Source organism: Bartonella grahamii subsp. shimonis, assembly GCF_036327415.1.
GTDB lineage: Bacteria > Pseudomonadota > Alphaproteobacteria > Rhizobiales > Rhizobiaceae > Bartonella > Bartonella shimonis.
In genome coordinates this window covers 1-25,797 of sequence record NZ_CP123961.1, presented here as the reverse complement: position 1 = coordinate 25,797, position 25,797 = coordinate 1, and the positions used below count along the sequence as shown (strand labels likewise).

Here is a 25,797-nt window from a genome sequence, read left to right as displayed (position 1 = left end):
TAATGAATTGTCTCAAGAGCTAAGGCTGCCGTGATATTGGGGGGAAAGTATATGATGACGGCGGTTTATTACAATGGGGGGTGATGGGGAAAATATTGCTGTCTGAAGAGGGGCAATAGTTATCTTGCCCATGCCGTGAAATATGCCGTGAATTATTGTCCTTTGAGGCATGGGTAGATACAAGTGAGGTGTGGTAATATAAGGTAAGGTTCTTTGACAGGTTGAAGCGTTTTTTAAAGGGCGTGGTGGATATTTTAAAGCTTGTTTATTGCGCGTTTTAAGCGTGTTAATCCTGTGAAATTTTATGAAAGGCAAGCCTGTTAGATCTCAAGTGTAACTTGCCAAGAAGGATTGTCTCTTTACAAAGGAGCTGGTTACAAAAGGACATGTTACAAAGGGAAGGGGGTAGAATCTTTATCCTGTGAGGGAGAGAAAACGGTGGGTGTTTTTAGCCAATGCTCTTTTTGCTAGAACAGTCAAAATGTTTATAAAGAGCATTAAGAATAATACGCAACGAACCAACAAGAGTAGGCAGCGGTTGATCTTCTATAACAAGATATTGTAATGCCGCATGAAAGTTGTGTTGACGGTGCAAATATTGCGCTTCTTTAATCGCTTCTTGCATATCTTCATAGCAATTTGTTGCTCTTTGAACCCATTGCTTTTTTGCTTTCTCATCTGATGCGCTGTGCCTAAAACCATCATAATAGCCGTTTGGTAAGCCTTTTGCACATAAATAGTCGTTTCTGATTTGCAAGTATCGTTGCGCCGTATCATATTGCTCTTTACTGATGCCTGATGAATTCTCTTTATACCCAAGCAAACAAAGACGCCCAATATAGGTTCCGACAAGCGGATTTTTCGCTTCTTCGAGGCTTAATCCAAAGTGTTTTGCACGCATTTCAATCGCAGATTGAAGCGCAGATTCGCTGGGGCTTTGGGCACGTGAAATACGGCCATTGGGCTCTCTCAGTTTGCCTGTTATTCTCGGTCTACCGCGTTTTTTACGTATTTTCATGAACTTAACCATTTAAATGAAAAATAAACTGTCTGTTGATGGGGGACAGTGATGTAAAAAGCACTTGGAACAAATACTAGGGGGAACAAATACTAGGGGGAACAAATACTGGGGAGAATAAATACTGGGGGGAATATGAGCCGTTGCAGATCAGAGGAGAAACGGATACTAAAGGCGTCTTTAAGCACAAAAAACAGCAACGGTGCAGGGGCGAAAAATCATCTTTAAGGTGTTTCGTACCATTTTTATCTTGCCCCTATCAGTCTTATTTCTTGCTCCTATCATACTTATTTTTTCATGGATAGCAGCTTTTTTCATGGATAGCAGCTTATTTGCTTTCTAAAGATCTCTCAACGTCTCTGGAACAAAATGAAAAGAAACTTTTGTCACATGTGAATAAAAAACAAGAATGATGTTTTATGGGTATGCCGTTGTCTTTCTAATAGGAAGTTTTTTCTAATAGGATTATTTGCCTTTTTCTCATGAGCGCTTTTCTTATGGGCACTTTGTGGAAACTTTTCAGTCTCACGTTTGAAAAGCCATTGCTTTTAGTGGGTTTTTATCATTTGTGGGGCTTTCTTATTGGGGGGCATATTGGGGTTTTCTTATTGGGCGCTGTACCAAGATGTCTGATGTAGAGCAGGCTGCTAAGCATATTTTTATCCTTTATAGAGGATCTTATCTTCTTTTGAGCGGTACAGAGCTTTAAAAACAAACATTTCCAATGTGCTTATAATAGCACAAGATCCTTACCTTTTCAAATAAAATATCGTTTATAAGTTCAAAATAACAAAATAAACCGTGAAGGGTCAAGCGATTTATGGTCATCTTTTATGGAGGATAAAATTTTTCGTTTTTGCTGTTTTAATGGATTTCATTATAAAAAAGGGAGGCTGTTACTTAAATGGCGGGAGGAAATATTCAAAGAAGCTTTATAAGCGGCATTTAGCTTGATAAAAGAGGCGTTTATAAGAGATGCTTTTATAAAGGTGGGGGCTTGAGATATGAGGCATTTCTCTTTTAATTTTAAAATAGCGTCTTTTTTAATCAAGAAATTTTAAAATGAGAATTAAAAAATTTCAAAACTGTTGTCGGCGTATTTTAGATAATCGGTTGTTTGATTTTGTCTGTGGGGTGTACTTACTGCCTCACGCTTTTGTTTGTCGCTTTTGTTTATCCCATTTTTTGGGGCACATCTCTTACGTTATACACAATGCCCCAAATGGAATATACTTATTGTTGCATATTCATACGCTTGTTTTAAAGAGGCATGTCTTACATGCGCTCGAGCCTATTTCATGATGGTTGTTCAAGAAGGGTATCATGATAACGCTTTCATAATAATATAAAATCCCATGATAATATAAGTCTATTGAGCATCAGCATTTTTAGGCTTCATAAAAGCGTAAGCTGGTATCATCACACACTTTGCTAATCCCCAATATGTATTACAGCTCTTGGCACTTGAGACGGTTTATAAGAGGCATTTTTATTTTTATTGTGCAGTTTCACGTCCGCAGGGCTCCCCCACTTTTTACGTGCAAGTAAATAATTTTGATTAATTTAACAGGGGATAGATTTGAAAGGAGAGAATCTTACAGCATTGATGATGTGTTGATGATCAAGATAAAGGCGCTTGTGAAAATGTTTTTTATCTTGTTATGCTATAAAATACTATCATTCATTTGAGGCGGGGATAGGAAGGCTTATGAGGCATTACAACGCTTGATGCATTAAGTATAAAATAAAGGTGCGATGTTAAGGAAGGATTCTTCCGTAGAGCGCTTTGTGCAAGTGGAGCCCATAAGTGATCAGCAGGCGGAGTGCACTTAAGAGCAATGGAATTGTTTACAAACTGATGTGGGGTTTAAACTCTTCATTCTTTTCATTCTTTGAGATGAGCAAGGAATATCATCATCCTTTGCTTCATATATACTCGGCTTCATTTAAGCGGTGAAAACACTGTCGTTTATGGTGGGCATGTCAGTTTTCCATATGAGATGTTTTTTAGATTAAATATTCGTTGGGTTTTTGTAAAACGGTGTGCTTTAGGGTTTATGTGATCGATAAAGGGAGGAAAAGGGGTGTTTGGGCTTGTAAGCGCGTCACATATAAATGCGTATAGGGCCAAGTGAATAAAATATTTAGAAGGGAGATTTATAGTGCTTGCTTTACTCTGAGAAGAGTGCTAAGCGAACTCACCACGCTGGTGGCGTGCTATCAAATATTGAAGAGTGGGAATTTTAAAAGTGGGGGATTATCCGTATGATCGAAGATAAATCACAACAGCAATCTGCCCATGAGGGAAATACGGCTTTTGTATCACAGCCGCTGTTGAACCAAGCAGCAGCTTTCAAAAAATGGATGGTTCTCTCAACAAGTGATTATATCATCATTTGTTGCTTGGCTATCCTCTTGTTGGTGCTTTTTTCTGCGACTGTCTATATGAATCCTTTGGATTTTTTTCACATTATGTCCAAAGAACAGTTCAAAGCACTGGGACAAATGAAACAAGAAGATTTTCAAGAAATGAGTCAGAGTTTTATACGGGTTCCTGCGATCGAATTTCTTCGTAACTTCGGGTGGAATGGTGTTTGGGCTTTTTTATGTCTCTTACCGCAAATAATTTTTGGTTTTCTTTTCGTGTTTTTTCCGCTCTTTTCTATTTTTAACGCCGTATTTAAACGGGATGCGAAGGAAATGATGAAGCTGCGGGAAACATTGCCAGAGCAACAACAGCTAGACAACCAATCTCTCAATAAAATATGATAGGGGGGAAAAGTGACCACTTCTATAATGCCTCTTTTAATAACTGCATTATTGATCTCCTTAGGGGTGAGTATCTTTATTTATTCTGCATGGAGCATGATACTCTTTTCTACCGTGAAGATCATTGTGGCCATTTATTATTCTTTGATAAAACGGGCAGTACTGTTATGTAAGATGCGAAGGAAATTAAAAAAGGGTGCAGCGCAGAATTTGAGGCATAATCAGGCAGAGGATAGAGGACAGAATACAGTTCTTGCAACACAGTTCAGTGCTTTTTCTTTTCAAGAATCTTTGCTTCTCTCAAAAAAAGACTATAAAATAATCTCTTGGATAGCTTTCATTGCAGTTGCGCTTTTTATATGGGCTACGCTTTTTTTGTCCTTTATTGTACGATATGCGATTGTTTTACACAATGATCCGTTGTTTTTTTTGTTATTGATTATTGCGCTGCCGTTTTTGTTTATTTTGGTCTGTAGTGCCATCACTTTGCCTGTTATTTTAATTCTCCATAGTTTCCTTCATTATGGCGTGAAAAAAACAGTAAAGAGATTGAAAACATTTGCTTGAGCAGAGGATAAAAATGATAATTTCACATCAATGCGATAGGGGGAAAAAGTGGGCAGCATCATAGGATATTTGGTTTTTTTAGGGTGCATCATTATTGCCATTTTAATGTTTATGGTCATGATCAGGCTTCCTTACCTGTTGATCAAACATATGAGGTTATCCTTTAAATTTGCTCAAGACGTGAAAAAGAGTACGACGCAACAAAAGCAAGCCATACAACAGTTGCGCAACGATTTGGGAGAAATGAAAAGACGCAATCTCGCGCTTGAGACACTTGATGCGAAAATACGCTTTCTTAACTTTAAAGAATCTCTGCCTCTTTATTCAAAAGAATGTAAAATAATTCTTTTTATTTGTATCCTCTTTACCATTTTGCAATTTGCTTTCTTTATCGTACATTTGGTATGGTGGAAGAGTGATATGGCCAGCTTTATGATACCGCGGTTTTCAATAGGTCGCATTATTTATAGTCTTCTATGGTTAGGGATTCTTCTCTTTTCTCCGATCATTGGGATGATGTGCATAAAATTAACGAGAAAATTGAGAAAAACACTTCAACAATTGGAAGAAGCAATACAACAACGCGATCAGGCAATCCGTATGCAGAATGTGGAAGGGGGACAAAATGATGAGTAGTCTTATAACATTAGTAGCCTTTTATTTTCTGTTCTTGACGCTCTTAAATGTTTTAATATGGGTGCCGATTTTTATCATTTATTATCTGTTTATCAAGCGCGCGAGGCTCTATTGCCGCGTGAAAAAGGAACTGGAATGCGTGCTGAATGAACGCGATATTGCCTTAAAACAGATCTCCCAAAAATAAAAAAATGAAAAACAGCAGCGTGTTTGATAAAAAACAGCTTACTCTTGTTTGGCAAGACTATAAAAAAATATTCTATATTTCTACGGTCATAGTGACAGCTCCGACGGTTATAACTGTTATCGTTAAGATATGGAGAAGAAAGGACTTTTTTTCTGCTGCTATATTAGAACCACTGGTATGGGTGCTTGCCTGTGCTTTTTTATTATTACCAATTGTTTTTATTATGCTTTTTATCATAACCCGTCAGTTAAACAAAATGATACGGCAATTGGAAGAAGAGGTTGAGCAGAAAAAAGCACCAATCATACGCTACAATGTGAGGGAGGGAAAAGTGAGGGAGGGAAAAGTGAGGGAGGGAAAAGTGAGGGAGGGAAAAAAGTGAAGAGAGGCTTTTATTGTCATAAGTCTTGCCTTTGGCGTGTTCATTAAGGAGCATGGGATGCATTTCTCGTTTTATGTTTTTTTTGTATTTGTGTCGTGTGTTTTGAAAAGAATAGTGGCTTTTTTTTGAGAGGGGCTCTTTCTTGAGCGGTAAGGGGGAAAGTGAAGAGAGGCTGCTCTTGGGCTTTCCTTGTTGTTGGTGTTCTCTTTAAGAGAGAAAATCTTGTAACTTATTTTTCTTTTATCAAAAAATGTGTCTTACCAAGCGATATTGAGGGCGAAAAATCTATACTTAAAGCAAAGATGAGGCCGCGGTGCTCGGGAAAAACGAGCCCATTTTCGAGAAAATGGAGAAGCAAGGCGCATGAAGAAGGTGAGCTAAAAGCCAAAGTTTTTGATCAACAGGTTTTGCCCCATGGAAAGTGCAACGGCGCTTTTAAAGAGCTTGGGTCGGAGGGTGAAATTGAAAGAAAAGGGGGATATCTATTTATTTACGAGACCGAAGGATAGTTTCTCTATCTGGATGAAAAAGGTTTTGTGCAATTTGATTATGGAATTGTGGGAGGTGCTGATATACATGCTGCGGTTTGCCAAATAATTAATCCTTATCATTTTGGGGCTTGGGCATTGAGGGCTGAGTTTCGAGGCAAAGGTAAGCGCTCGGCGTTTACGCCGTATGCTTGAGGAAGCTTTAGATAAGGGCGATGAACGAGGTTGATCTTGGTAACGTGCTTGGCTTTCAATATGGGGGCGCCATTTTGGAAAAAGGAAATTATGATATCTGAGTAGCTTCTTCTTTGATGTGCACCCTTGGGGCTTGGGCATTGAGGGCTGAGTTTCGAGGCAAAGGTAAGCGCTCGGCGTTTACGCCGTATGCTTGAGGAAGCTTTAGATAAGGGCGATGAACGAGGTTGATCTTGGTAACGTGCTTGGCTTTCAATATGGGGGCGCCATTTTGGAAAAAGGAAATTATGATATCTGAGTAGCTTCTTCTTTGATGTGCACCCTTGGGGCTTGGGCATTGAGGGCTGATGTTAAAACTATCTTCTCACAAAAGCTTTATGGAAGATGAAAGTTTGGGCTTTGAAAAAAATATCAAAAAAATCTATTTGGGCCGGCTTTGCTGATGGTTCAAGTCGTCATAAAGACAAAGCAACTTCGTTACGATTTTCTTTGCACCTCTTTGGAAAGAGGCTTATCTCTTGGAAATAAAAAGAGCAGCGATTAGAATTTTAGAGCCAGAGACTCAAATTTGTGCAATAGAAGAAGATATTCTTATGAAAGTTTAATCGAAGAGAAAAAAGAAGCCTTAAGACAACAGGGGATACACTGTAAGTGATAAAAACATGATGTTTGAAGTTGATGGAAAAAAATGTAGCTCTGATGCAACTCTGATATTGTTTTCATAAAAGATGAGGGATACAAGCGCTTGATATTGATGAATTGAATTCATTGTGAGGACGAAAGCTTCGGTTCATGAAAATGACTTGAAAATTGAGACAAATGAGGGATAAAAAATGAGGGGCAATGGAAAAAACGCATCATTAGATGAAAAACCGCGGTCTTTTGCGCTCGAAGAAGCGTTTCTAACAAGAAAAAATTATAAAGTTATCTTGCATTGCTTTTATTATTAGCGCTTTTAAAGTGGCACTCTTTATATTTTTTGAGTGGGATTTGACAGAGTGGTGGAATTATATCCTGTTCATTTTAATATTAATATTGGGTTTTATATTAACGCTTATTTTTTTGTTCATCCCTGTTGCCTTTGGGGTTCGTATCATCTTCACAGTTTTGTTGGAAAAAAAGATCAATAAGTTGGAGCAAGCAATCTGGCAGCGGAGAAAAGTCGCTTCTCAACAAAAAAGCGCATGAAGGGAGGGCAGAAAATGAATACGGGTCTTTATATATTCTTATGCGTTGTAGAAGCACTTCTCTTAGTGTGATGTTTGAAGTTGATGGAAAAATGTAGCTCTGATGCAACTCTGATATTGTTTTCATAAAAGATGAGGGATACAAGCGCTTGATATTGATGAATTGAATTCATTGTGAGGACGAAAGCTTCGGTTCATGAAAATGACTTGAAAATTGAGACAAATGAGGGATAAAAAATGAGGGGCAATGGAAAAAACGCATCATTAGATGAAGAACTGCGGTCTTTTGCGCTCGAAGAAGCATTTCTGACAAGCAAAAATTATAAAGTTATCTTTTGCATTGCTTTTATTATTAGCGCTTTTAAAGTGGCACTCTTTATATTTTTTGAGTGGGATTTGACAGAGTGGTGGAATTATATCCTGTTCATTTTAATATTAATATTGGGTTTTATATTAACGCTTATTTTTGTGCTCATTCCTGTTGCTTTTTTGGTTCGTATCATCTTCACAGTTTTGTTGGAAAAAAAGATCAATAAGTTGGAGCAAGCAATCTGGCAGCGGAGAAAAGTCGCTTCTCAACAAAAAAGCGCATGAAGGGAGGGGGAAAATGAATACGGGTCTTTATATATTCTTATGCGTTGTAGAAGCACTTCTCTTAGTGTGATGTTTGAAGTTGATGGAAAAAAATGTAGCTCTGATGCAACTCTGATATTGTTTTCATAAAAGATGAGGGATACAAGCGCTTGATATTGATGAATTGAATTCATTGTGAGGACGAAAGCTTCGGTTCATGAAAATGACTTGAAAATTGAGACAAATGAGGGATAAAAAATGAGGGGCAATGGAAAAAACGCATCATTAGATGAAAAACCGCGGTCTTTTGCGCTCGAAGAAGCGTTTCTGACACGCAAAAATTATAAAGTTATCTTTTGCATTGCTTTTATTATTTCAGTTTTTAGAACGGTTCCCTTCGTACCAATGTTGCTTGAGTTTAAGTTGACAGAGTGGGAAGGGAATATCGTGATTGCTTTCTTTTTCATCCTGCAGTTTATATTCGAGTTTCTTTTGATATTTATCCTCGTTGCTGTTGCTTTTTTGGTTCGTATCATCTTCACAGTTTTGTTGGAAAAAAAGATCGATAAGTTGGAGCAAGCAATCTGGCAGCGGAGCAAAGCCGCTTCTCAACAAAAAAGCGCGTGAAGGGAGGGGGAAAATGATAGATCTTAAAATGATAGATATTATTGTTATATTCTCATGGGGTGTGAACTTGACGTTCTTCACGCTGCTTTCTGCTGTGGTCACGATGTTTATTGGGGCATTGTATTACTCTACTTTCAAGCGAGTGAGACTGTATTGCCAAGTGACAAAAGAACTAAGGCGCGTGCTTAAACAACCTATCGCTTTTGAGCCGTCTAGTGGGGAAATGCCGATGATTAAGCCGTTATCTGATGAAAAAGCTTTTTCTCTTTCTGATGAGGAAATCTTAACGATGGAAAGTGCAACGGCGCTGTTAAAAAGCTTGGGGTGGAGGGTGAAAATTGAAGAGAAAGGAGACCATTTGGCCACCTATTATTTACCAGATCGTGAAGTACAGTTTCTTTATAATGATGAGAAGGGGTATCCGCAATTTGATTTTGCAATTGCGGTGGGCTCTGGTATCCATGCGGCGGCTTGCCAAACGATAGACCCTTATAATTCTGGAGGCTTGATTGCTCTCGAATTGAGTTTTGATGTAAAGGGGTTGGAAATTTTTGAAGAAAAGGTAAGTGTTGGACATTTACGCTGTGCACTCGAGAAAGCTTTAGAAAAGGCAATGACAGATGTTGATCTTGGCAACATGCTTCGCTCTCAATATTGCATCCTGCCTTGGGAAAACAAAATTGTAGTCCCTCAGTTGACTTCTTATTCGCTGCGCTATCTTGCAGCTCTGGCTTTGATGGGTGATGTTGAAACCTTACACGCTTATCACAAAAGCTTTATGGAAGGTGAGAAGCTGGGCTTTGAGACAAGTATCGAAGAGGAGCATCTGGAACGCGCGATGGTGATTGCTCAAGCCGTGAAAAAGACAAAGCAACCCAGTTACGATTTGCTTCAACAAACGGCAAAGGATTTTTCCATGGAAGTGGAGAGCTATGAATATTTTAGAGCTACAGATCCCAGTTTGTGTAATAGAAGAAGAGATTCTTATGAAAAATTGATCGAGGAAAAAAGAGAAGAATTAAGGCAACGGGGATATTTCGTTTACGAAAAGGACGCGATTTGTAAGGTTGATGGAAAAAACTATCGTCCCGATATTCTTTACATAAAGGATGGGGAGTTAGAATATATGGATGTAGAAATTAGGATTGAGGAAAAAATTTATTGAGAAAATAAAGAGTTTAGATAAATTAAAAAGAGCTTAAACCTTAAAATGGCGCGTAAAGAACGTGCCGTATAAAAGCAGAGGGGATCAATGCAGGAGAAAAATGTAACATTTGAAGAGTCTTTCTTTTCATTCAAAAAATTTATGGTGCTTTCAGTGGAAAGGTGTAAAGGGATGGAAAAGTATCAAATGATAGGCCGATCATTTTTCATCATGGTTTGCACATGCTTTATCATGATGGCTTTGGAAGTTCCTGCGGGTGCAAAATCTCTGGGACAGCCGTTGCAATGGACAAGATGGGAGGGGATTGGTTCTCTTATTTTTCTTTTACCGGTGTTGATTTGGTTTTGTCTTCTCACACCGCTTCCGATCCTTTGGGGACTTCGTCGTTTTAAAGAGCGCAAATTGAAAAAAATAAAGAAAAAACTGAAAGAAGAAATAAAGCAGCGAGAGATTATTCAATGAGGTTATGGCTATGAGGAGTGAGGCTGCGGTTTTTATTTTGTTTCTGCCGGTTGGATGTTTTCTTCTAAATGCAGTTACAGTTTTTGCCATTTTCGTGAATATGATTATTGTGGCGCCTTATTATTCTTTAATCAAGCGTTTGAGGCTCTATTACAGAGTGAAAAAACAAAGACGTTTGATGAAAGAACAGCCGCAGCATTTTTGTTTCTCTGAAAAAAGCCTCAAAGAGATCGTGCAGCAAAACTTAGCACTGAACACAAAAATAAGTTCCCATTCATTAAAAAAATGGCTCGCTTTTTCACGCAAAGATTATATCATCCACGCATGCCTCTCTTTCATCATTATGTTTTTCAAAGTTTATGTCTATGTGATTTTCTTTAAAGGGATAGATGAGATAGATGAGAGCAGATTTATGTATATTGTCATTCTCTTGTTTTTCTGGTTTTTTTTATCTGTATCTATTTTTGCAACGATTCCTGTTGTTGTGATCCTTCGTGAAATTTTAACCTCTCGGTTGAAAAAGAAAATTCAGCAATTGGAAGAAGTGACTGAAGCAACCCAATAAATCAATTTATACCACACAAATCAATTTATAAAGAGAAGGGGATAAAATGCATTACGAAATGGCGGCAGTTGCTACAGCGGTTTTAATGATCTTGCTGGGGGGTGTTTTTGATTTGTTCTTAACAATACCCATTGTGGCACTGTATATTTCTTTTATCAAGCGTTTGAGGCTCTATTACAGAGTGAAAAAACAAAGACGTTTGATGAAAGAACAGCCGCAGCATTTTTGTTTCTCTGAAAAAAGCCTCAAAGAGATCGTGCAGCAAAACTTAGCACTGAACACAAAAATAAGTTCCCATTCATTAAAAAAATGGCTCGCTTTTTCACGCAAAGATTATATCATCCACGCATGCCTCTCTTTCATCATTATGTTTTTCAAAGTTTATGTCTATGTGATTTTCTTTAAAGGGATAGATGAGATAGATGAGAGCAGATTTATGTATATTGTCATTCTCTTGTTTTTCTGGTTTTTTTTATCTGTATCTATTTTTGCAACGATTCCTGTTGTTGTGATCCTTCGTGAAATTTTAACCTCTCGGTTGAAAAAGAAAATTCAGCAATTGGAAGAAGTGACTGAAGCAACCCAATAAATCAATTTATACCACACAAATCAATTTATAAAGAGAAGGGGATAAAATGCATTACGAAATGGCGGCAGTTGCTACAGCGGTTTTAATGATCTTGCTGGGGGGTGTTTTTGATTTGTTCTTAACAATACCCATTGTGGCACTGTATATTTCTTTTATCAAGCGTTTGATATCGTATTACAAAGTTACGAAACAATTAAATGCAGCGCTGAAAAAGCGGGTGTAGCACTCATGTCATGGGGGGCATAAGTTTTTAGATCATGGCATTGCTTCATAGCTTGGGATCATAGCTTGGGAAGAGGGTATCAACTGTTTTTCTCATTTTACGCTATCTCTGTGTGAAAAAGGCTGATGCCCATTAATAGGCTTGTGATATGCTTGTAATAGGTTTCAAAGGGGTTGTTTATTGGAAGTTTGCTTGTTTTCTGTGAATTTGCAAAATCGTAAAAACGTGGAACTGTAAAAGGCTAGGAAGTGGGAATGTTCAAGAGCTGTGACGGTTGTGGGGCACTTGGGAAGAAAAGGGCGCCAATGGAAGCCGTGAAGCTTGGAGTGTGAAATGCCTCTTTGGAATAGGGGCGTTTTGTGAAAAAGGCTGATGCCCATTAATAGGCTGGCAATAGGCTTGTAATAGGTTTGTAATAAGCTTGTGATAGGTTTCAAAGGGGTTGTTTATTGGAAGTTTGCTTGTTTTCTGTGAATTTGTAAAATCGTAAAAACGTGGAACTGTAAAGGCAAGGAAGTGGGGGGGTGAAAAGCTGTGACGGTTGTGGGGCACTTGGGAAGAAAAGGGCGCCAATGGAAGCCGTGAAGCTTGGAGTGTGAAATGCCTCTTTGGAATAGGGGCGTTTTGTGGTGGGGAAGGTGTATGTGGAATGGCGTTGAAAAGATAAGGAAAATAAAGCGCAGGTGTGGCACTGTATATTTCTTTTATCAAGCGTTTGATATCGTATTACAAAGTTACGAAACAATTAAACGCAGCGCTGAAAAAGCGCGTTTAGCACTCATGTCATGGGGGGCATAAGTTTTTAGATCATGCCATTGCTTCATAGCTTGGGATCATAGCTTGGGAAGAGGGTATCAACTGTTTTTCTCATTTTACGCTATCTCTGTGTGAAAAGGGTTGATGCCCATTAATAGGTTTGTAATAAGCTTGTGATAGGCTGGTGATAGATTTCAAAGGGGTTGTTTATTGGAAGTTTGCTTGTTTTCTGTGGATTTGCAAAATCGTAAAAACGTGGAACTGTAAAGGCTAGGAAGTGGGGGTGGTGAAAAGCCGTGTTGGTTGTGGGGCACTTGGGGAGAAAAGGGCGCCAATGAAAGCGTGAAGCTTGGAGTGTGGAATGCCTCATTGGAATAGGGGCGTTTTGTGGTGGGGAAGGTGTATGTGGAATGGCGTTGAAAAGATAAGGAAAATAAAGTGCAGGTGTGGCACTGTATATTTCTTTTATCAAGCGTTTGATATCGTATTACAAAGTTACGAAACAATTAAATGCAGCGCTGAAAAAGCGCGTTTAGCACTCATGTCATGGGGGGCATAAGTTTTTAGATCATGCCATTGCTTCATAGCTTGGGAGGAGGGTATCAACTGTTTTTCTCATTTTACGCTATCTCTGTGTGAAAAGGGCTGATGCCCATTAATAGGTTTGTAATAAGCTTGTAATAGGCTGGTGATAGATTTCAAAGGGGTTGTTTATTGGAAGTTTGCTTGTTTTCTGTGAATTTGCAAAATCGTAAAAACGTGGAACTGTAAAAGGCTAGGAAGTGGGAATGTTCAAGAGCTGTGACGGTTGTGGGGCACTTGGGGAGAAGAGGGCGCCAATGAAAGCGTGAAGGCTGGAGTGTGGAATGCCTCATTGGAATAGGGGCGTTTTTTGTGAAAAAGGCTGATGCCCATTAATAGGCTTGTAATAGGTTTGTGATAAGCTTGTAATAGGCTGGTGATAGGTTTCAAAGGGGTTGTTTATTGGAAGTTTGCTTGTTTTCTGTGAATTTGCAAAATCGTAAAAACGTGGAACTGTAAAAGGCAAGGACGTGGGGGGTGGTGAAAAGCCGTGTTGGTTGTGGGGCACTTGGGGAGAAGAGGGCGCCAATGGAAGCCGTGAAGGCTGGAGTGTGGAGGGCGTTAAGATTGAAATAGTGAGGGGGGGAGTTTTGTGGTGGGGAAGGTGTATGTGGAGGATGAGGGAAAAGGTTGGATGTGAGGGGAGGTGAAGCGTTTTGTCTCAATTTATTTAAAAGATTAGCTTTTAAAAATTTAATTGGTGATGGTTTTGTAAATTTCATGATTTGAAGAGCTGTAAAGAGCTGGTGATCTCTTTTTGTATAAATTGAGAGAAGGTTTTCGTATCTTTGGTATATCTTGTATATGATCAGTAGTTTTCCTTATAAGGCCTTAAATTTAGCTGAATTCACCACTTGTTTTTTGAGCTTGATGGCTTGAAAGTTTTACGGTTCTTTATTTTACGTTTTCTTCTTTTCTGGCGTAAAAATGCATTTAAAGCAACCATATTTGCTAATTGTGTTTTCTATTGGTTTTTTCTTTTCAGTTTATTGTGCAACTTTTTTATCATTCTTACCATATGAGAGTGCTTTTTGCACGCTGACTGTAAGGGTGTTTGATTCTCATTCGGTTTTGGTATGGTGTTTTTTATAATATATCATCCTATGATGTTATAAAATTCTGTTTTGATATAAGCTTTCTTGGTACGTTTAAGTGTTTTTTTAAGGAGCGCGTTGAAATTTCTTAAAAAAGCTTGTCGGGTATAACTATTAAGGGAAGACTATGCGTGGGAAGTCAAGTCAAACCCACTAAAATTGGGATTGTAGAAAGAGAAGATTTTCGTGGAAACCTTACGTCCTGTAAAAACTTCCGTTCTTTGAGGTGGGGGGGGAGGTTAGTTTTAAAATAGATAAAAAATTCTAAACATAATTTGCTGTTGTAAGTTTTATACCATAACGCCCCATAAGATTATGCTTTATAAGTCGCGTGAGAAGGGAATAAGTCGCGTGAAGGTAATAAAAGATAATAAACTGTGAGAGGGGGATAAGCCCGTGTGAGAAGGGTAAAACCGTTTGGTTCTGGAGCTGTTGATATAGGGATGCTGTTTTAGGGGTAGGGAGGGAATTATTCGTTTTTAAAGTCCCTATGATTTAGAGAGTATGGGGTTTCAAGAAGATGTTCGGGTATGGATGGAGATTGAGGGCCCCCTGCTTCTTTGCAAAGCATAGGTATTGATCATAAGTTTTATTTATTCATATGGTTTTTTATGGCATCTAGTATCTGTTGGCTTATCTCCTGATGGGTTAGCCATCGTGAACCTTTTGACGTTGTTTTTTGTCCTAATTGAATGGGTATGAAATCAACCTTGTTTTTGCGCGCGCAATCGGTAATCATTTGATCATGCGTGTTGGAACCAAAAATATGAAGAATACATGGTGGTGTGGGCAAAAGAGCCAATCGCTCAATTAATGCGCAAGAAAATGCATGGGCGGGCGAATGAATCCATAATATGCAATATTTTAGATCACGCCATTGACTTACAGCTTCTAAAAATTGCGCCTTTGATGCTGCACAATCATAGTCCAATGGTACGCACATATGCTGTTTTTGTAATGCCTCAAACTGGACTTTATTTGAAAGAAAGCGTGCAGCAATAATCACTTCTTTTGGCTCTAGTGATTGACACAAAGGGGCAAGCATTCCTGTACCGCCTACCACTAAATAACGATAGCCGCACATCCTTTTTTTCATGCCCCTTCCCTCGTTGTTTTAAATCCCACTTCGTTGCTTTAAAAATGTGCACATTTCATCAGCAAGACGTTCACAACGCGTTTGTACCTCTTCGCTTATAACTTTCCAAGTACGACCTTCATCATCTGAGGAAAAATCTTCGTTGGAAGAGGCGATTTGGCATTGGAGTGCATACCCATAAAGTGTGCGAACCACCGGCACTAAATGTTCACACGGTTGTGCACATTTTTTGGCGGTACTTCCATGAGAGATAAGCCCAACAGGTTTATTTAAAAAGGCATTATAGCTTAAATTATCAAGAGCGTTTTTTAAAACACCCGAATAAGATCCTTGATAAAGGGGGCTTGCTAGAATAACGCCATCAGCCGCTGCAATGGTTTTTACAAACTGACGAACCGCAGCACTTGGATTAGCCTCTACCTGATGATGATAGTCTGGGTCTGTCATCGGCAAGGGGGTGTCACGTAAATCAACCCAATGAAGTGATGCACCCCGCTTCATGAGACAATTTGCTAAATAACTGGCTAAAGTTCGTGTTAATGAAGGTTGGCGCACAGACCCCAAAATAATTGCTATATTCAATAGGATTCTCCTTTATTTTTTCTCGACAAGCCTATAACGCAAGGCTTCTAAAGAATTGTAAGTAAAATGACGCATATCATTATGCTGTCCATAAAGAGCAATTGTGATGATATCGCATAGTTATAGAATCAATCCATGCTAACAAGATTGTTGACAAAACAACACCTCAAACTTGCACGGAAATGTCAGTGCTTTCATTAATATTAAAACGCGTGATCTCAAGAATAGCGGCTGTCTTGTGTCTTAGAAGCGTTTTTATGAATATATTCTTAGCTATTGGCTTGCAAGATCCCCAATGAAAAATGGAATATATCGTCATATTTTGAATGATCGTGAGAATTGATCCTTTTTAATTAGAATAAGAGTGTTTTAGATTTTCTCATTTCAAACGCGCTTATTGTGCTCTCATTTGCAAATCAATGAAAGTTATTTTTTCTGTCATAAAGGGGGCGGAAAACAATTGAGAAAAGAATAAAAATGCTTCTATCATTTCAAATGATAAGCGCTCTCATAGAGGCGGGGTATGGCTGTCGTAGGGAGCGGGGGTATGGCTGTCGTAGGGAGCGGGGGTATGGCTTTGTAGGGGGTGTGGGTATGGCTTTGTAGAGGGGGTGCGGGTTATGTATGGCTGTTGTAGAGGCGGGGTATGGCTGTCGTAGGGAGCGGGGGTATGGCCTTTGTAGGGGGCGTGGTTAGGCTTGTTGTAGGGGGTGTGGGTATGGTTGTAGGCGGCGTGGGTTATGGCTGTTGTAGGGGGCGGGGTATGGGCTTTGTAGGCGGCGGGGTATGGTTTGCTGTAGGCGGCGTGGGTTATGGCTGTCGTAGGGGGCGCGGGGTATGGTTGTAGGGGGCGGGGGTGCTATTGTAGGGGGTGTGGGTATGGCTTGTTGTAGGGGGCGTGGTTATGGCTGTTGTAGGGGGCGGGGGTTATGGCTGTCGTAGGGGGCGTGGGTTATGGCTGTCGTAGGGAGCGGGGTATGGGCTTTGTAGGGGGCGTGGGTTATGGCTTGTTGTAGGCGGCGTGGTTAGGCTTGCTGTAGGGGGCGCGGGTATGGCTGTCGTAAGGGGCGCGGGTATGGCTGTCGTAAGGGGCGTGGGTTATGGCTGTCGTAGGGGGCCGTGGGTTATGGCTGTTGCAGGGGCGTGGTTAGGCTTGCTGTAGGGGGCGCGGGTATGGCTGTCGTAAGGGGCGTGGGTTATGGCTGTCGTAGGGGGCCGTGGGTTATGGCTGTTGCAGGGGCGTGGTTAGGCTTGCTGTAGGGGGCGCGGGTATGGCTGTCGTAGGGAGCTGGGTGTGGCTGTCGTAGGGGGCTGGGTGTGGCTGTTGTAGGCGGCGTGGTTAGGCTTGTCGTAGGCGGCGTGGGTTATGGCTGTCGTGTAGGGAGCGTGGGTATGGCTGTAGGGGGTTGTGGGTATGGCTTTGTAGAAGGGGGTGCGGGTTATGTATGGCTGTTGTAAGGGGCGTGGGTTATGGCTGTCGTAGGGGGTGTGGGTATGGCTTTGTAGAGGGGGTGCGGGTTATGTATGGCTGTTGTAAGGGGCGTGGTTATGGCTGTTGTAGGGGGCTGGGTGTGGCTGTTGTAGGGGGTGTGGGTATGGCTTTGTAGAGGGGGTGCGGGTTATGTATGGCTGTTGTAAGGGGCGTGGGTTATGGCTGTCGTAGGGGGCGTGGTTATGGCTTGTTGTAGGGGCGCGGGTATGGCTGTTGTAGGGAGCGTGGGTTATGGCTGTCGTGTAGGGAGCGTGGGTATGGCTGTAGGGGGTTGTGGGTATGGCTGTAGGGGGCGGGGTATGGCTGTTGTAGGGAGCGGGTTATATGGCTGTTGCAGGGGCGTGGTTATGGGCTTTGTAGGGGGCTCTGGGTGTGGGCTTTGTAGGCGGCGGGTTATATGGCTTGTTGTAGGGAGCGGGGTATGGGCTTTGTAGGGGGCTGGGTGTCGCTGTTGTAGGGGGCGGGTTATATGGCTGTTGCAGGGGCGTGGGTTATGGCTGTCGTAGGGCGCGGTTTATATGGCTGTCGTAGGGGGGGTGTGGCTGTTGCAGGGGGGGTATGGCCTTTGTAGGCGGTGTGGGTATGGCTTTGTAGGCGGCGTGGTTATGGCTGTTGTAGGGAGCGGGTTATATGGCTGTTGCAGGGGCGTGGGTTATGGCTGTCGTAGGGCGCGGTTTATATGGCTGTCGTAGGGGGGGTGTGGCTGTTGCAGGGGGCTGGGTGTGGCTGTTGCAGGCGGCAGCAGGCGGCGTATATGAATGGCACCGGATTACACTTTTTATTGAAACAATAGGGGAATTTTATAGAGGGGATATTTATCAGAGTTATATCTTTCATGGGTGTTGTTCATGAAATAGGGTGGACGCGCATTGGTTTGGAAGTGTTGAGAGATGTTTCTTTAAAACAAGCACGTGAATTGGCAAAATGAAGTTGAATTGGCAAAATGAAGTATTGGCAACACAAATATGTAATACAAGTGTTCTCTGGGGGGCTGTTTGACGATAATGGACGAAATTTTACTTGAGAGATTGTTTGTGTCCTTATAAAAGCCATGGACAAACAGTTCATAAAAAGGGAAGAGCAATGAAGTGGAAAAATTCCACATTTTATAACAAACTGCGCTCTCTTGTTTTTGGAAAATCATTTCGTTCTTATAAAGATCATATTATCATTTGTTTTATTTCTATCCTTATTGGGATAGGTCATAAAGCTCTTTTGATCCCATTAGAATCCAAGTGGTCGTTGAGTGTATCGCAGGATAGCACTCTTTTAGCGCTTTTTGTGCTGCGTGAAGTCATCATGGTGTGTGTTATTGCCTTGATGCCTGTTTTATTGGTGCTTTATCTCATCTTAACGTATTTGTTGAAAAAAAAGATTCAGCAATTAAAAGAGGCGATCCAGCAACGGGGTCACACAACTGAACAACAAAATAATCCGGTAAAAAAGGATAGAGAAAAAATAAGCCGTTTTTTTATCGTATACTTTTGGTTGATATTTCTGCTAGACGTCTTTTTTCCTGCGGGTGTTGTCATGCTCATTTTAGAATTTTATTATTTTGTTTTCAAGCAGGTGAGAACGTATTGTAGAGTGAGACGGGCATTAAAACGCGTAAGAAAAGAGCGTGACAAGGCACTTTTGTAGCTATCGTGAGGGGGGAGAGGCAATGTTTAGAAGCTCGTGACACTAGAAGAGGGGCTGAATAGTTGGAAAATCGTCAGGCAAAGAGGAGAGCCTATTTTCGTTTGTAATGATGAGGATGCTCTTATCATTTGGAAGAGCAACTGCGCTTTTAGAAAGTCGGGGTTTTTGTTGAAAATAAGGAAGGCGCCATGCATCGCACTTTTAGTGGTTCTTAAAAGAGTAAGCATGAGATAAAGACGTGAGATAAAGAAATGCATTTTTCATAAAAAGGGAAGAGCAATGAAGTGGAAAAATTCAGCATTTTGTAATGGACTATGCTATTTTTTCGAAAAAAGTATTTTTTCTGAGCGAGAGCATGTTGTCATTTGTTTTCTCTCCCTCATTATTGAGTTGTGCAACAGGATTTTCTTTCTTGAGCTGTGGAACAGGATTCTCTTTTTCTCATCCTTGGATAGCAAAAAGTACAACATTTTCTCTCTTGAGCTGTGGAACAAGATTTTCTTTCTCCTATCCTTGGGTAGCAATGGAGAACGGACAGGGTGGTGGGATACACCTCTTTTTCTCTCTCTGTATGCGTTTTGGAAAGTTATTATAGTGTGTGTTTTGGTCTTGTTCCCAGTTATGTTGATACTCTACATCATATTGTGGTTTTTGTTGGTAAAAAATATTCGGAAATTGAAAGGAATAAACCAGCAACGGGGTAAAATAACCGATCAAAAGGATCGATATAAAGAAAGTGTGAACTGGAAAATGGACGATATTCTTGTCATGATATTTGTTTTCGTGCTTATGTGCGTGACATTGGTGGTTGCTTTTATTCCCATGATGTTTTTACAACTTTATTATGGTGTCTTTAAGCAGGTGAGAACGTATTGTAGAGTGAGACGGGCATTAAAACGCGTAAGAAAAGAGCGTGACAAGGCACTTTTGTAGCTATCGTGAGGGGGGAGAGGCAATGTTTAGAAGCTCGTGACACTAGAAGAGGGGCTGAATAGTTGGAAAATCGTCAGGCAAAGAGGAGAGCCTATTTTCGTTTGTAATGATGAGGATGCTCTTAATCATTTGGAAGAGCAACTGCGCTTTTAGAAAGTCGGGGTTTTTGTTGAAAATAAGGAAGGCGCCATGCATCGCACTTTTAGTGGTTCTTAAAAGAGCAAGCATGAGATAAAGACGTGAGATAAAGAAATGCATTTTTCATAAAAAGGGAAGAGCAATGAAGTGGAAAAATTCAGCATTTTGTAATGGACTACGCCATTTTTTCGAGAAAGATTATTTTTCTGTGCGAGAGTATGTTGTCATTTGTTTTCTCTCCCTCATTATTGAGTTGTGCAACAGGATTTTCTTTTTCCAATCCTTAGGCAGCAAAGAGAACTTGACAGGGTGGCAGGATACACCCCTTTTTCTCTCTCTGTGTACGTTTTGGCAAGTTATTACAGTGTGTGTTTGGGTCTTGTTCCCAGTTATGTTGATACTCTGCATCATATTGTGGCGTTTGTTGGTAAAAAATACTCGAAAATTGAAAGAAATAAACCAGCAACGGGGTAAAATAACCGATCAAAAGGATCGGTATAAAAAAGGCGATAGAGAAAAATGGAGTGATATTCTTGTTACAATATTGGGTCTCATGCTTGTGTTCGTGACAGTGTGGTTTGCTGTTATTCCCATGATGATTTTACAACTTTATTATTTTGTTTTCAAGCAGGTGAGAACGTATCGCTTTTTTAAAAAAGAACTGAAAAACGTCTTGCAAGAACAGGATACAGCGTTTGAGAAGTCATGAGAAGGGAAAAATGGTTAATCATGGGGCGATAAGCATTTATAGGGATGGCTCTCTATACCATTTTGCCTCTGATATTTGTTGTGCTCTTTCATGGGGGGGGGCCGTAAATATTGCTCTAAGGCGCAGTGTTGAGGATGGCATTGAGTGGAAGAAAAGCCGATTATGGACCATTATTGATTAAAGGGAATAAAAGCCCGTGGGGTTTAGAGCCTAGAGTGAGCGCTTGGGACTTACTTCATTGTTTGAAATGTGAGGAAGGAACGGTTTTGGAAGCAGGTGGTCCCGGGTATATGGGGTGTTTTCGTATTTTTAGAGGCCTTGTTCATAGAGTTTTTTTAATGAATCCTATTGAAGTGGGGATGTAGGATCATTTTCTTGAAAACAGAGGAATTTATTGGAAGAAAAAAAGGATTGCGGATCCTGATTGATTAAAGCGCTATGGGGGAGGAGCTAGGAAGCAGAGCCTTTGTCGCTTGAAGTGTGAGGACAAGTAAAAAATGTTATTTTGGGCCGTGTTAAGGTCTTTTGCTTTTGAGGTGTTTTTTGTCTTTTGAAACAGTACTTGCCAATAAAGCTGCGCTTGCTAAGCTTCAACAGCATCTCAATAACACATCTCAATAACACATCTCAATAACAGCATCTCAATGTAGAGGGATATTGGTACGAAATTTAGGGTATTTTTGTGTTTTTCAGTCTGGTTCATGGAGATTTGGAAGTAAATCCGATGGCGTAGGGGATGTAGGATCATTTTCTTGAAAACAGAGGAATTTATTGGAAGAAAAAAAGGATTGCGGATCCTGATTGACTAAAGCGCTATGGGGGAGGAGCTAAGGAGAGAGCCTTTGTCGCTTGAAGTGTGAGGACAAGTAAAAAATGTTATTTTGGGCCGTGTTAAGGTCTTTTGCTTTTGAGGTGTTTTTTGTCTTTTGAAACAGTGCTTGCCAATAAAGCTGCGCTTGTTAAGCTTCAACAGCATCTCAATAACACATCTCAATAACACATCTCAATAACAGCATCTCAATGTAGAGGGATATTGGTACGAAATTTAGGGTATTTTTGTGTTTTTCAGTCTGGTTCATGGAGATTTGGAAGTAAATCCGATGGCGTAGGGGATGTAGAATTATTTTCTTGAAAACAGAGGAATTTATGGAAGAAAAAAAGGATTGTGACTATTGTTTACAAATTGGTGCGGTTTAAAAATTTCACTATTTGAAGTGTGAGGAAGGTAAGAGGGTGGCAAGGTACTAGGAATATTATTGTTTTTATTATGACGGTCGCCATAATGGCCTGTGCACTTTTCTTGATTCCGGTTATGTTACGGCTTCGCACCAAAGTGATGTGTGAGTTGGAAAAAAATATTCAGAAACTAGAAGAAGCAATCTCTGTACAAGAGCACATAAGCTCTCTGTCGCACGGGCTTTTTTAAAGATTGAGAGAGGGGAAATACATGAAGGAGCAAAATTGGACATCAGAGCAAGAAACGCATAAAGAAGCGCATTCTTTTTCGCTCCAGCAAGCGTTGCTTTCAGCAAAGGATTATAAAATTATCTTTGCTATGGCTGTTATCATTATCATGTGGAGAATGGTTCTAGAAATACCAGATGTATTAAATTGGCAGCTGACAGGGTGGCAATATGTTGTGCATGCCGTTCTCTTTAAAACGACTCTCGCCATAATGGCCTGTGCACTTTTCTTGATTCCGGTTATGTTACGGCTTCGCACCAAAGTGATGTGTGAGTTGGAAAAAAATATTCAGAAACTAGAAGAAGCAATCTCTGTACAAGAGCACATAAGCTCTCTGTCGCACGGGCTTTTTTAAAGATTGAGAGAGGGGAAAATGAACAGTGGTCCTATAGCAGTACTTCTATTAAATCCCGAGTTCTGGGTGATGATTGCTATTTTCATGATCATTATCATGCTTATTTTGGCTCTTTATACCTCTGTCTTTAAACGGATGAAAATGAATTTCCAAGTGAAAGGCGAGCTGGAAAGAGTGCTTAAAGAAAATGATCTTGCAACGCAGCAATTTTGGAAAGATGAAGCCGTGGTGCAGGAGAGGCGTTTGCAACTAAAGGAAAAAGAGTTCCCTGTCGATTATGATGATGATGAAATTCTCACGATAGAAAGTGCAACAGGGCTTTTAAGAAGCTTGGGATGGTCGGTGGAAATCGAGGGAAAAGGAGATTATTTGGCAACCCTCTTTTTACCAGATCGCGAAGTGCAGTTTCTCTATAACGAGAAACCAGTGGAAGAATTTTCACCTTTTGATCGTGGACTTTTAATTATGAGCGGTATTTTTGCTGCGGCTTGTCAGACGATTAATCCTCATAATTCTGGGGTTTTGCCAACGGTATTTATGAATTTTGTATCCAATGGATTGGGAATTTTTGAAGAAAAAGTGAGTGCTGCGCGTTTAAAGAAAGCTCTTGAGAAAACTTTAGAATGGACAATGGAAGATGATTCTTTGCATGAAATGTTTCGCTCTCAATATCGTCTTCCCCCTTGGGAAAAAGACTCTTTATCTTGGGCATTGGATGATGACGTAGAGGACGTAGAGTTTGCACCTTATGCTTTGCTGCATCTTGCTGCTCTTGCCTTGCTGGGCGATGTTGAGACTTTAGCTTCTTATGATGAAAGTTTTACGGCTGGGGACCAGCTTGGCTTTGATGAAACCATTGAAAAAGTTCATTTGGAACGCGCGATAGAGATCGCTCAAGAAGTGAAAGGGGCAGGAAATTTCAGTTACGATCTGCTGGAACGGGTTGCTGAAAAGTGGTCTATAGCCATAGACTATCAGCTTTTCAGAGTGAGATCCCCTAATACGTGTAATCAAAAACGAGATTTTCATAAAAAAATAGTCGAGGAGAAAAAACAAGAATTAAGGGAACAAGGATATATTGTGAGTGATGAACAGCTCGTGATTGAAGCAGAGGGGGTAAAACATGCTCCTGATATTACTTATATCAAAGATGGTGAACCTGCATTTATGGATATAAACATTGATTAGTTTACTCTCCTGTTGAAGAAAAGCCCCTTTATTTGAAAGATGTGAAAGTCCTATGATTGAGGCGCTTTCACACTTTTCACACCAGAGCAAAATAAAGTGCTCGAAAAATCAAGAATAATAGCCAAGATGTTAAAATAGACTGAAAATGGCTTGATCCTCAAGAATAGGGTTCTGGCCAATGTCCTGTGACTTTGGTGAAACCAGCCTCGAAGAAGCAGGAAATCAACAGTATATTTCATCAGAAATGATCATATTTACATAAGTTTGATAGAATGGAGAAAAATTAATTATAAATTCTGCTATCTTTTTAAAGACGGTTCCTTTTTTGTTAGAAAATACTCATAAATAATCGTTTATTCAAACGCTATGGGAAAGCTCCATTGACTAAAGCGCTATGGGGGGAGCTAAGGAGCAGAGCCCTCATTATTCGAGAAGTGAGGACAAGTAAAAAATGTTATTTTGGGCCGTGTTAAGGTCTTTTGCTTTTGAGGTGTTTTTTGTCTTTTGAAACAGTGCTTGCCAATAAAGCTGCGCTTGCTAAGCTTCAACAGCATCTCAATAACAGCATCTCAATGTAGAGGGATATTGGTACGAAATTTAGGGTATTTTTGTGTTTTTCAGTCTGGTTCATGGAGATTTGGAAGTAAATCCGATGGCGTAGGGGATGTAGGATTATTTTCTTGAAAACAGAGGAATTTATTGGAAGAAAAAAAGGATTGCGGATCCTGATTGACTAAAGCGCTATGGGGGAGGAGCTAGGAAGCAGAGCCTTTGTCGCTTGAAGTGTGAGGACAAGTAAAAAATGTTATTTTGGGCCGTGTTAAGGTCTTTTGCTTTTGAGGTGTTTTTTGTCTTTTGAAACAGTGCTTGCCAATAAAGCTGCGCTTGTTAAGCTTCAACAGCATCTCAATAACACATCTCAATAACACATCTCAATAACAGCATCTCAATGTAGAGGGATATTGGTACGAAATTTAGGGTATTTTTGTGTTTTTCAGTCTGGTTCATGGAGATTTGGAAGTAAATCCGATGGCGTAGGGGATGTAGAATTATTTTCTTGAAAACAGAGGAGTTTTTGGGAAGAACAAAAGGATTGTGGCCCCTGATTGACTAAAGCGCTATGGGGGAGGAGCTAGGAGCAGAGCCTTTGTCGCTTGAAGTGTGAGGACAAGTAAAAAATGTTATTTTTGAAAGCGGCGATATTTGGTCAATAAAAATAAAAACATAATAAAAATTAAACTAAAACAAAGGCCCCATTGTAAAAGGGCCTTTTTATTTAAATTTTATAATATATACAAAATGTGTATAATCTTATTTTAATGAATTTTTGTATCTTATACTCTAGTAGAAACTGTTTGTATGAAATATATAATAAATGACCCTAAAAAACTAGATATTGCATTCAATAAAGTTTTTCCTTTTTCGTATATATCGTTTATTGATGCTTGTTCTGATGCGCTTCTATTATTTACTCTCAGTATATTCAATGTATCCGATGTGTTCCTTACTTGTTTAAAAAATCGTAAATATGTTTTATCAATAGTATAAGGAGCAACAATAGGAGAGGGTTGTTTATTGACTATACGATCAGATTTTTGAATCGCGAGAGCTAAACCACTTGTAATTGCCCCTGCTATGAAAAAATATCTGATATTCATAGTTTTTCTCCTATATTTATTTCTATAAATAAATATCGGGATGTATCATATATAAATCCTGTTTAAATAACTATAGTAAAAATACAACAATCACAAAAAAGAATAAAGTTTGTCTATAAATTGACAAAATTTACCCTTAATTGCCTTAATGAATTCTTTCATATTCATATTTTATGAAGGTGTAAAAAAGTTTGAAAGCTTTGTATGGAAGGGGAATTCCATAAGTTGGGTAATACAATAGTTGCTAGCAAACTTCTTTTTTGTACCTTTGATCAAAGATTCATAAAAATGAGGGTTCATAAGAATGAGATGCGATGAAAGTTGAGTAAAACCCGTTGAGGGGAAGGATGCACTCTTTGAAGGGTTGGAGTGCATCCTCTCATGGGATTGGATGCTTGCCTAGGGTCAGGGCGGTATCCGTTTGAGGGGAAGGATGCACTCTTTGAGGGCTGGAGTGCATCCTCTTATGGATAAAA

The 25,797-nt window shown here is 39.9% G+C and carries 28 protein-coding genes; 24 read left to right on the top strand and 4 right to left on the bottom strand.

Features of this window, described 5'->3' with window-relative positions:
• Positions 1-448 precede the first annotated feature (448 nt).
• Complete coding sequence (locus tag QHG57_RS00140) at positions 449-1,018, bottom strand: hypothetical protein (RefSeq protein WP_330169235.1); 570 nt, start codon at positions 1,016-1,018, stop codon at positions 449-451.
• Positions 1,019-3,283: 2,265 nt separating this feature from the next.
• Here QHG57_RS00140 and QHG57_RS00135 point away from each other — a divergent pair.
• From QHG57_RS00135 to QHG57_RS00080, 12 genes are all read left to right on the top strand, one after another.
• Positions 3,284-3,787, top strand: a complete 504-nt coding sequence (locus tag QHG57_RS00135) for a hypothetical protein (protein WP_330169234.1) — start codon at positions 3,284-3,286, stop codon at positions 3,785-3,787.
• Positions 3,788-3,799: 12 nt separating this feature from the next.
• Positions 3,800-4,354: a hypothetical protein gene (locus tag QHG57_RS00130; RefSeq protein ID WP_330169233.1), complete on the top strand. Its 555-nt coding sequence runs from the start codon at positions 3,800-3,802 to the stop codon at positions 4,352-4,354.
• 48 nt (positions 4,355-4,402) lie between these two features.
• Positions 4,403-4,990 (top strand): hypothetical protein, encoded by a 588-nt coding sequence (locus tag QHG57_RS00125; protein ID WP_330169232.1) that lies wholly within the window; start codon positions 4,403-4,405, stop codon positions 4,988-4,990.
• Positions 4,991-5,181: 191 nt separating this feature from the next.
• Entirely contained in the window at positions 5,182-5,559 is a 378-nt protein-coding gene (locus QHG57_RS00120) for a hypothetical protein (RefSeq protein ID WP_330169231.1), read from the top strand.
• Positions 5,560-7,666: 2,107 nt separating this feature from the next.
• Positions 7,667-8,023, top strand: a complete 357-nt coding sequence (locus QHG57_RS00115) for a hypothetical protein (RefSeq protein WP_330168149.1) — start codon at positions 7,667-7,669, stop codon at positions 8,021-8,023.
• A gap of 237 nt (positions 8,024-8,260) precedes the next feature.
• The gene (locus QHG57_RS00110) at positions 8,261-8,629 is read left to right on the top strand and encodes a hypothetical protein (RefSeq protein ID WP_330169230.1); all 369 of its coding nucleotides are present in this window, start codon (positions 8,261-8,263) and stop codon (positions 8,627-8,629) included.
• Between the two features lie 13 nt (positions 8,630-8,642).
• On the top strand, positions 8,643-9,794 hold the full coding sequence (locus tag QHG57_RS00105) for a DUF6990 domain-containing protein (protein ID WP_419196329.1): 1,152 nt from the start codon (positions 8,643-8,645) through the stop codon (positions 9,792-9,794).
• Positions 9,795-9,965: 171 nt separating this feature from the next.
• The gene (locus QHG57_RS00100; RefSeq protein WP_330168148.1) at positions 9,966-10,256 is read left to right on the top strand and encodes a hypothetical protein; all 291 of its coding nucleotides are present in this window, start codon (positions 9,966-9,968) and stop codon (positions 10,254-10,256) included.
• Positions 10,257-10,668: 412 nt separating this feature from the next.
• Entirely contained in the window at positions 10,669-10,821 is a 153-nt protein-coding gene (locus QHG57_RS00095) for a hypothetical protein (RefSeq protein ID WP_244596093.1), read from the top strand.
• A gap of 46 nt (positions 10,822-10,867) precedes the next feature.
• A complete protein-coding gene (locus QHG57_RS00090; RefSeq protein ID WP_330169229.1) occupies positions 10,868-11,410 on the top strand; it encodes a hypothetical protein in 543 nt (180 codons plus the stop codon).
• Between the two features lie 46 nt (positions 11,411-11,456).
• Positions 11,457-11,633, top strand: a complete 177-nt coding sequence (locus tag QHG57_RS00085; protein WP_330168147.1) for a hypothetical protein — start codon at positions 11,457-11,459, stop codon at positions 11,631-11,633.
• A 541-nt stretch (positions 11,634-12,174) separates the two neighbouring features.
• Positions 12,175-12,300, top strand: coding sequence for a hypothetical protein (locus tag QHG57_RS00080; protein ID WP_330169228.1), 126 nt, complete (start codon positions 12,175-12,177; stop codon positions 12,298-12,300).
• Positions 12,301-14,654: 2,354 nt separating this feature from the next.
• Here QHG57_RS00080 and QHG57_RS00075 read toward each other — a convergent pair.
• Complete coding sequence (locus tag QHG57_RS00075) at positions 14,655-15,161, bottom strand: Rossmann-fold NAD(P)-binding domain-containing protein (protein ID WP_330169227.1); 507 nt, start codon at positions 15,159-15,161, stop codon at positions 14,655-14,657.
• Between the two features lie 18 nt (positions 15,162-15,179).
• Positions 15,180-15,743 carry an NADPH-dependent FMN reductase gene (locus QHG57_RS00070; protein WP_330168143.1) on the bottom strand — a complete coding sequence of 188 codons (564 nt, stop codon included), beginning with the start codon at positions 15,741-15,743 and terminating at the stop codon, positions 15,180-15,182.
• A 477-nt stretch (positions 15,744-16,220) separates the two neighbouring features.
• Here QHG57_RS00070 and QHG57_RS00065 point away from each other — a divergent pair, with 477 nt between their 5' ends.
• The 12 genes from QHG57_RS00065 (at position 16,221) to QHG57_RS00010 (ending at position 23,663) form a co-directional block, all read left to right on the top strand.
• Positions 16,221-16,349 (top strand): hypothetical protein, encoded by a 129-nt coding sequence (locus tag QHG57_RS00065; RefSeq protein ID WP_330169226.1) that lies wholly within the window; start codon positions 16,221-16,223, stop codon positions 16,347-16,349.
• 64 nt (positions 16,350-16,413) lie between these two features.
• Positions 16,414-16,590: a hypothetical protein gene (locus QHG57_RS00060; protein WP_330169225.1), complete on the top strand. Its 177-nt coding sequence runs from the start codon at positions 16,414-16,416 to the stop codon at positions 16,588-16,590.
• A gap of 174 nt (positions 16,591-16,764) precedes the next feature.
• On the top strand, positions 16,765-16,905 hold the full coding sequence (locus tag QHG57_RS00055) for a hypothetical protein (RefSeq protein ID WP_330169224.1): 141 nt from the start codon (positions 16,765-16,767) through the stop codon (positions 16,903-16,905).
• A 155-nt stretch (positions 16,906-17,060) separates the two neighbouring features.
• The gene (locus QHG57_RS00050) at positions 17,061-17,201 is read left to right on the top strand and encodes a hypothetical protein (RefSeq protein WP_330169223.1); all 141 of its coding nucleotides are present in this window, start codon (positions 17,061-17,063) and stop codon (positions 17,199-17,201) included.
• Positions 17,189-17,350, top strand: a complete 162-nt coding sequence (locus tag QHG57_RS00045) for a hypothetical protein (RefSeq protein ID WP_330169222.1) — start codon at positions 17,189-17,191, stop codon at positions 17,348-17,350. Before QHG57_RS00050 ends, QHG57_RS00045 begins: the two co-directional genes overlap by 13 nt.
• A gap of 43 nt (positions 17,351-17,393) precedes the next feature.
• Positions 17,394-17,669, top strand: coding sequence for a hypothetical protein (locus QHG57_RS00040; protein WP_330169221.1), 276 nt, complete (start codon positions 17,394-17,396; stop codon positions 17,667-17,669).
• 196 nt (positions 17,670-17,865) lie between these two features.
• On the top strand, positions 17,866-18,087 hold the full coding sequence (locus QHG57_RS00035) for a hypothetical protein (RefSeq protein ID WP_330169220.1): 222 nt from the start codon (positions 17,866-17,868) through the stop codon (positions 18,085-18,087).
• A 231-nt stretch (positions 18,088-18,318) separates the two neighbouring features.
• Positions 18,319-18,876: a hypothetical protein gene (locus tag QHG57_RS00030; protein WP_330169219.1), complete on the top strand. Its 558-nt coding sequence runs from the start codon at positions 18,319-18,321 to the stop codon at positions 18,874-18,876.
• Between the two features lie 1,213 nt (positions 18,877-20,089).
• On the top strand, positions 20,090-20,656 hold the full coding sequence (locus tag QHG57_RS00025; RefSeq protein ID WP_330168134.1) for a hypothetical protein: 567 nt from the start codon (positions 20,090-20,092) through the stop codon (positions 20,654-20,656).
• Positions 20,657-20,790: 134 nt separating this feature from the next.
• On the top strand, positions 20,791-21,021 hold the full coding sequence (locus QHG57_RS00020) for a hypothetical protein (protein WP_330169218.1): 231 nt from the start codon (positions 20,791-20,793) through the stop codon (positions 21,019-21,021).
• Positions 21,022-22,103: 1,082 nt separating this feature from the next.
• Complete coding sequence (locus tag QHG57_RS00015; RefSeq protein ID WP_330169217.1) at positions 22,104-22,475, top strand: hypothetical protein; 372 nt, start codon at positions 22,104-22,106, stop codon at positions 22,473-22,475.
• A gap of 18 nt (positions 22,476-22,493) precedes the next feature.
• The gene (locus QHG57_RS00010) at positions 22,494-23,663 is read left to right on the top strand and encodes a DUF6990 domain-containing protein (RefSeq protein ID WP_330169216.1); all 1,170 of its coding nucleotides are present in this window, start codon (positions 22,494-22,496) and stop codon (positions 23,661-23,663) included.
• Between the two features lie 1,334 nt (positions 23,664-24,997).
• On the opposite strand, the gene QHG57_RS00005 is transcribed toward QHG57_RS00010, so the two are convergent.
• The gene (locus QHG57_RS00005) at positions 24,998-25,321 is read right to left on the bottom strand and encodes a hypothetical protein (protein WP_330168130.1); all 324 of its coding nucleotides are present in this window, start codon (positions 25,319-25,321) and stop codon (positions 24,998-25,000) included.
• Positions 25,322-25,797 lie beyond the last annotated feature (476 nt).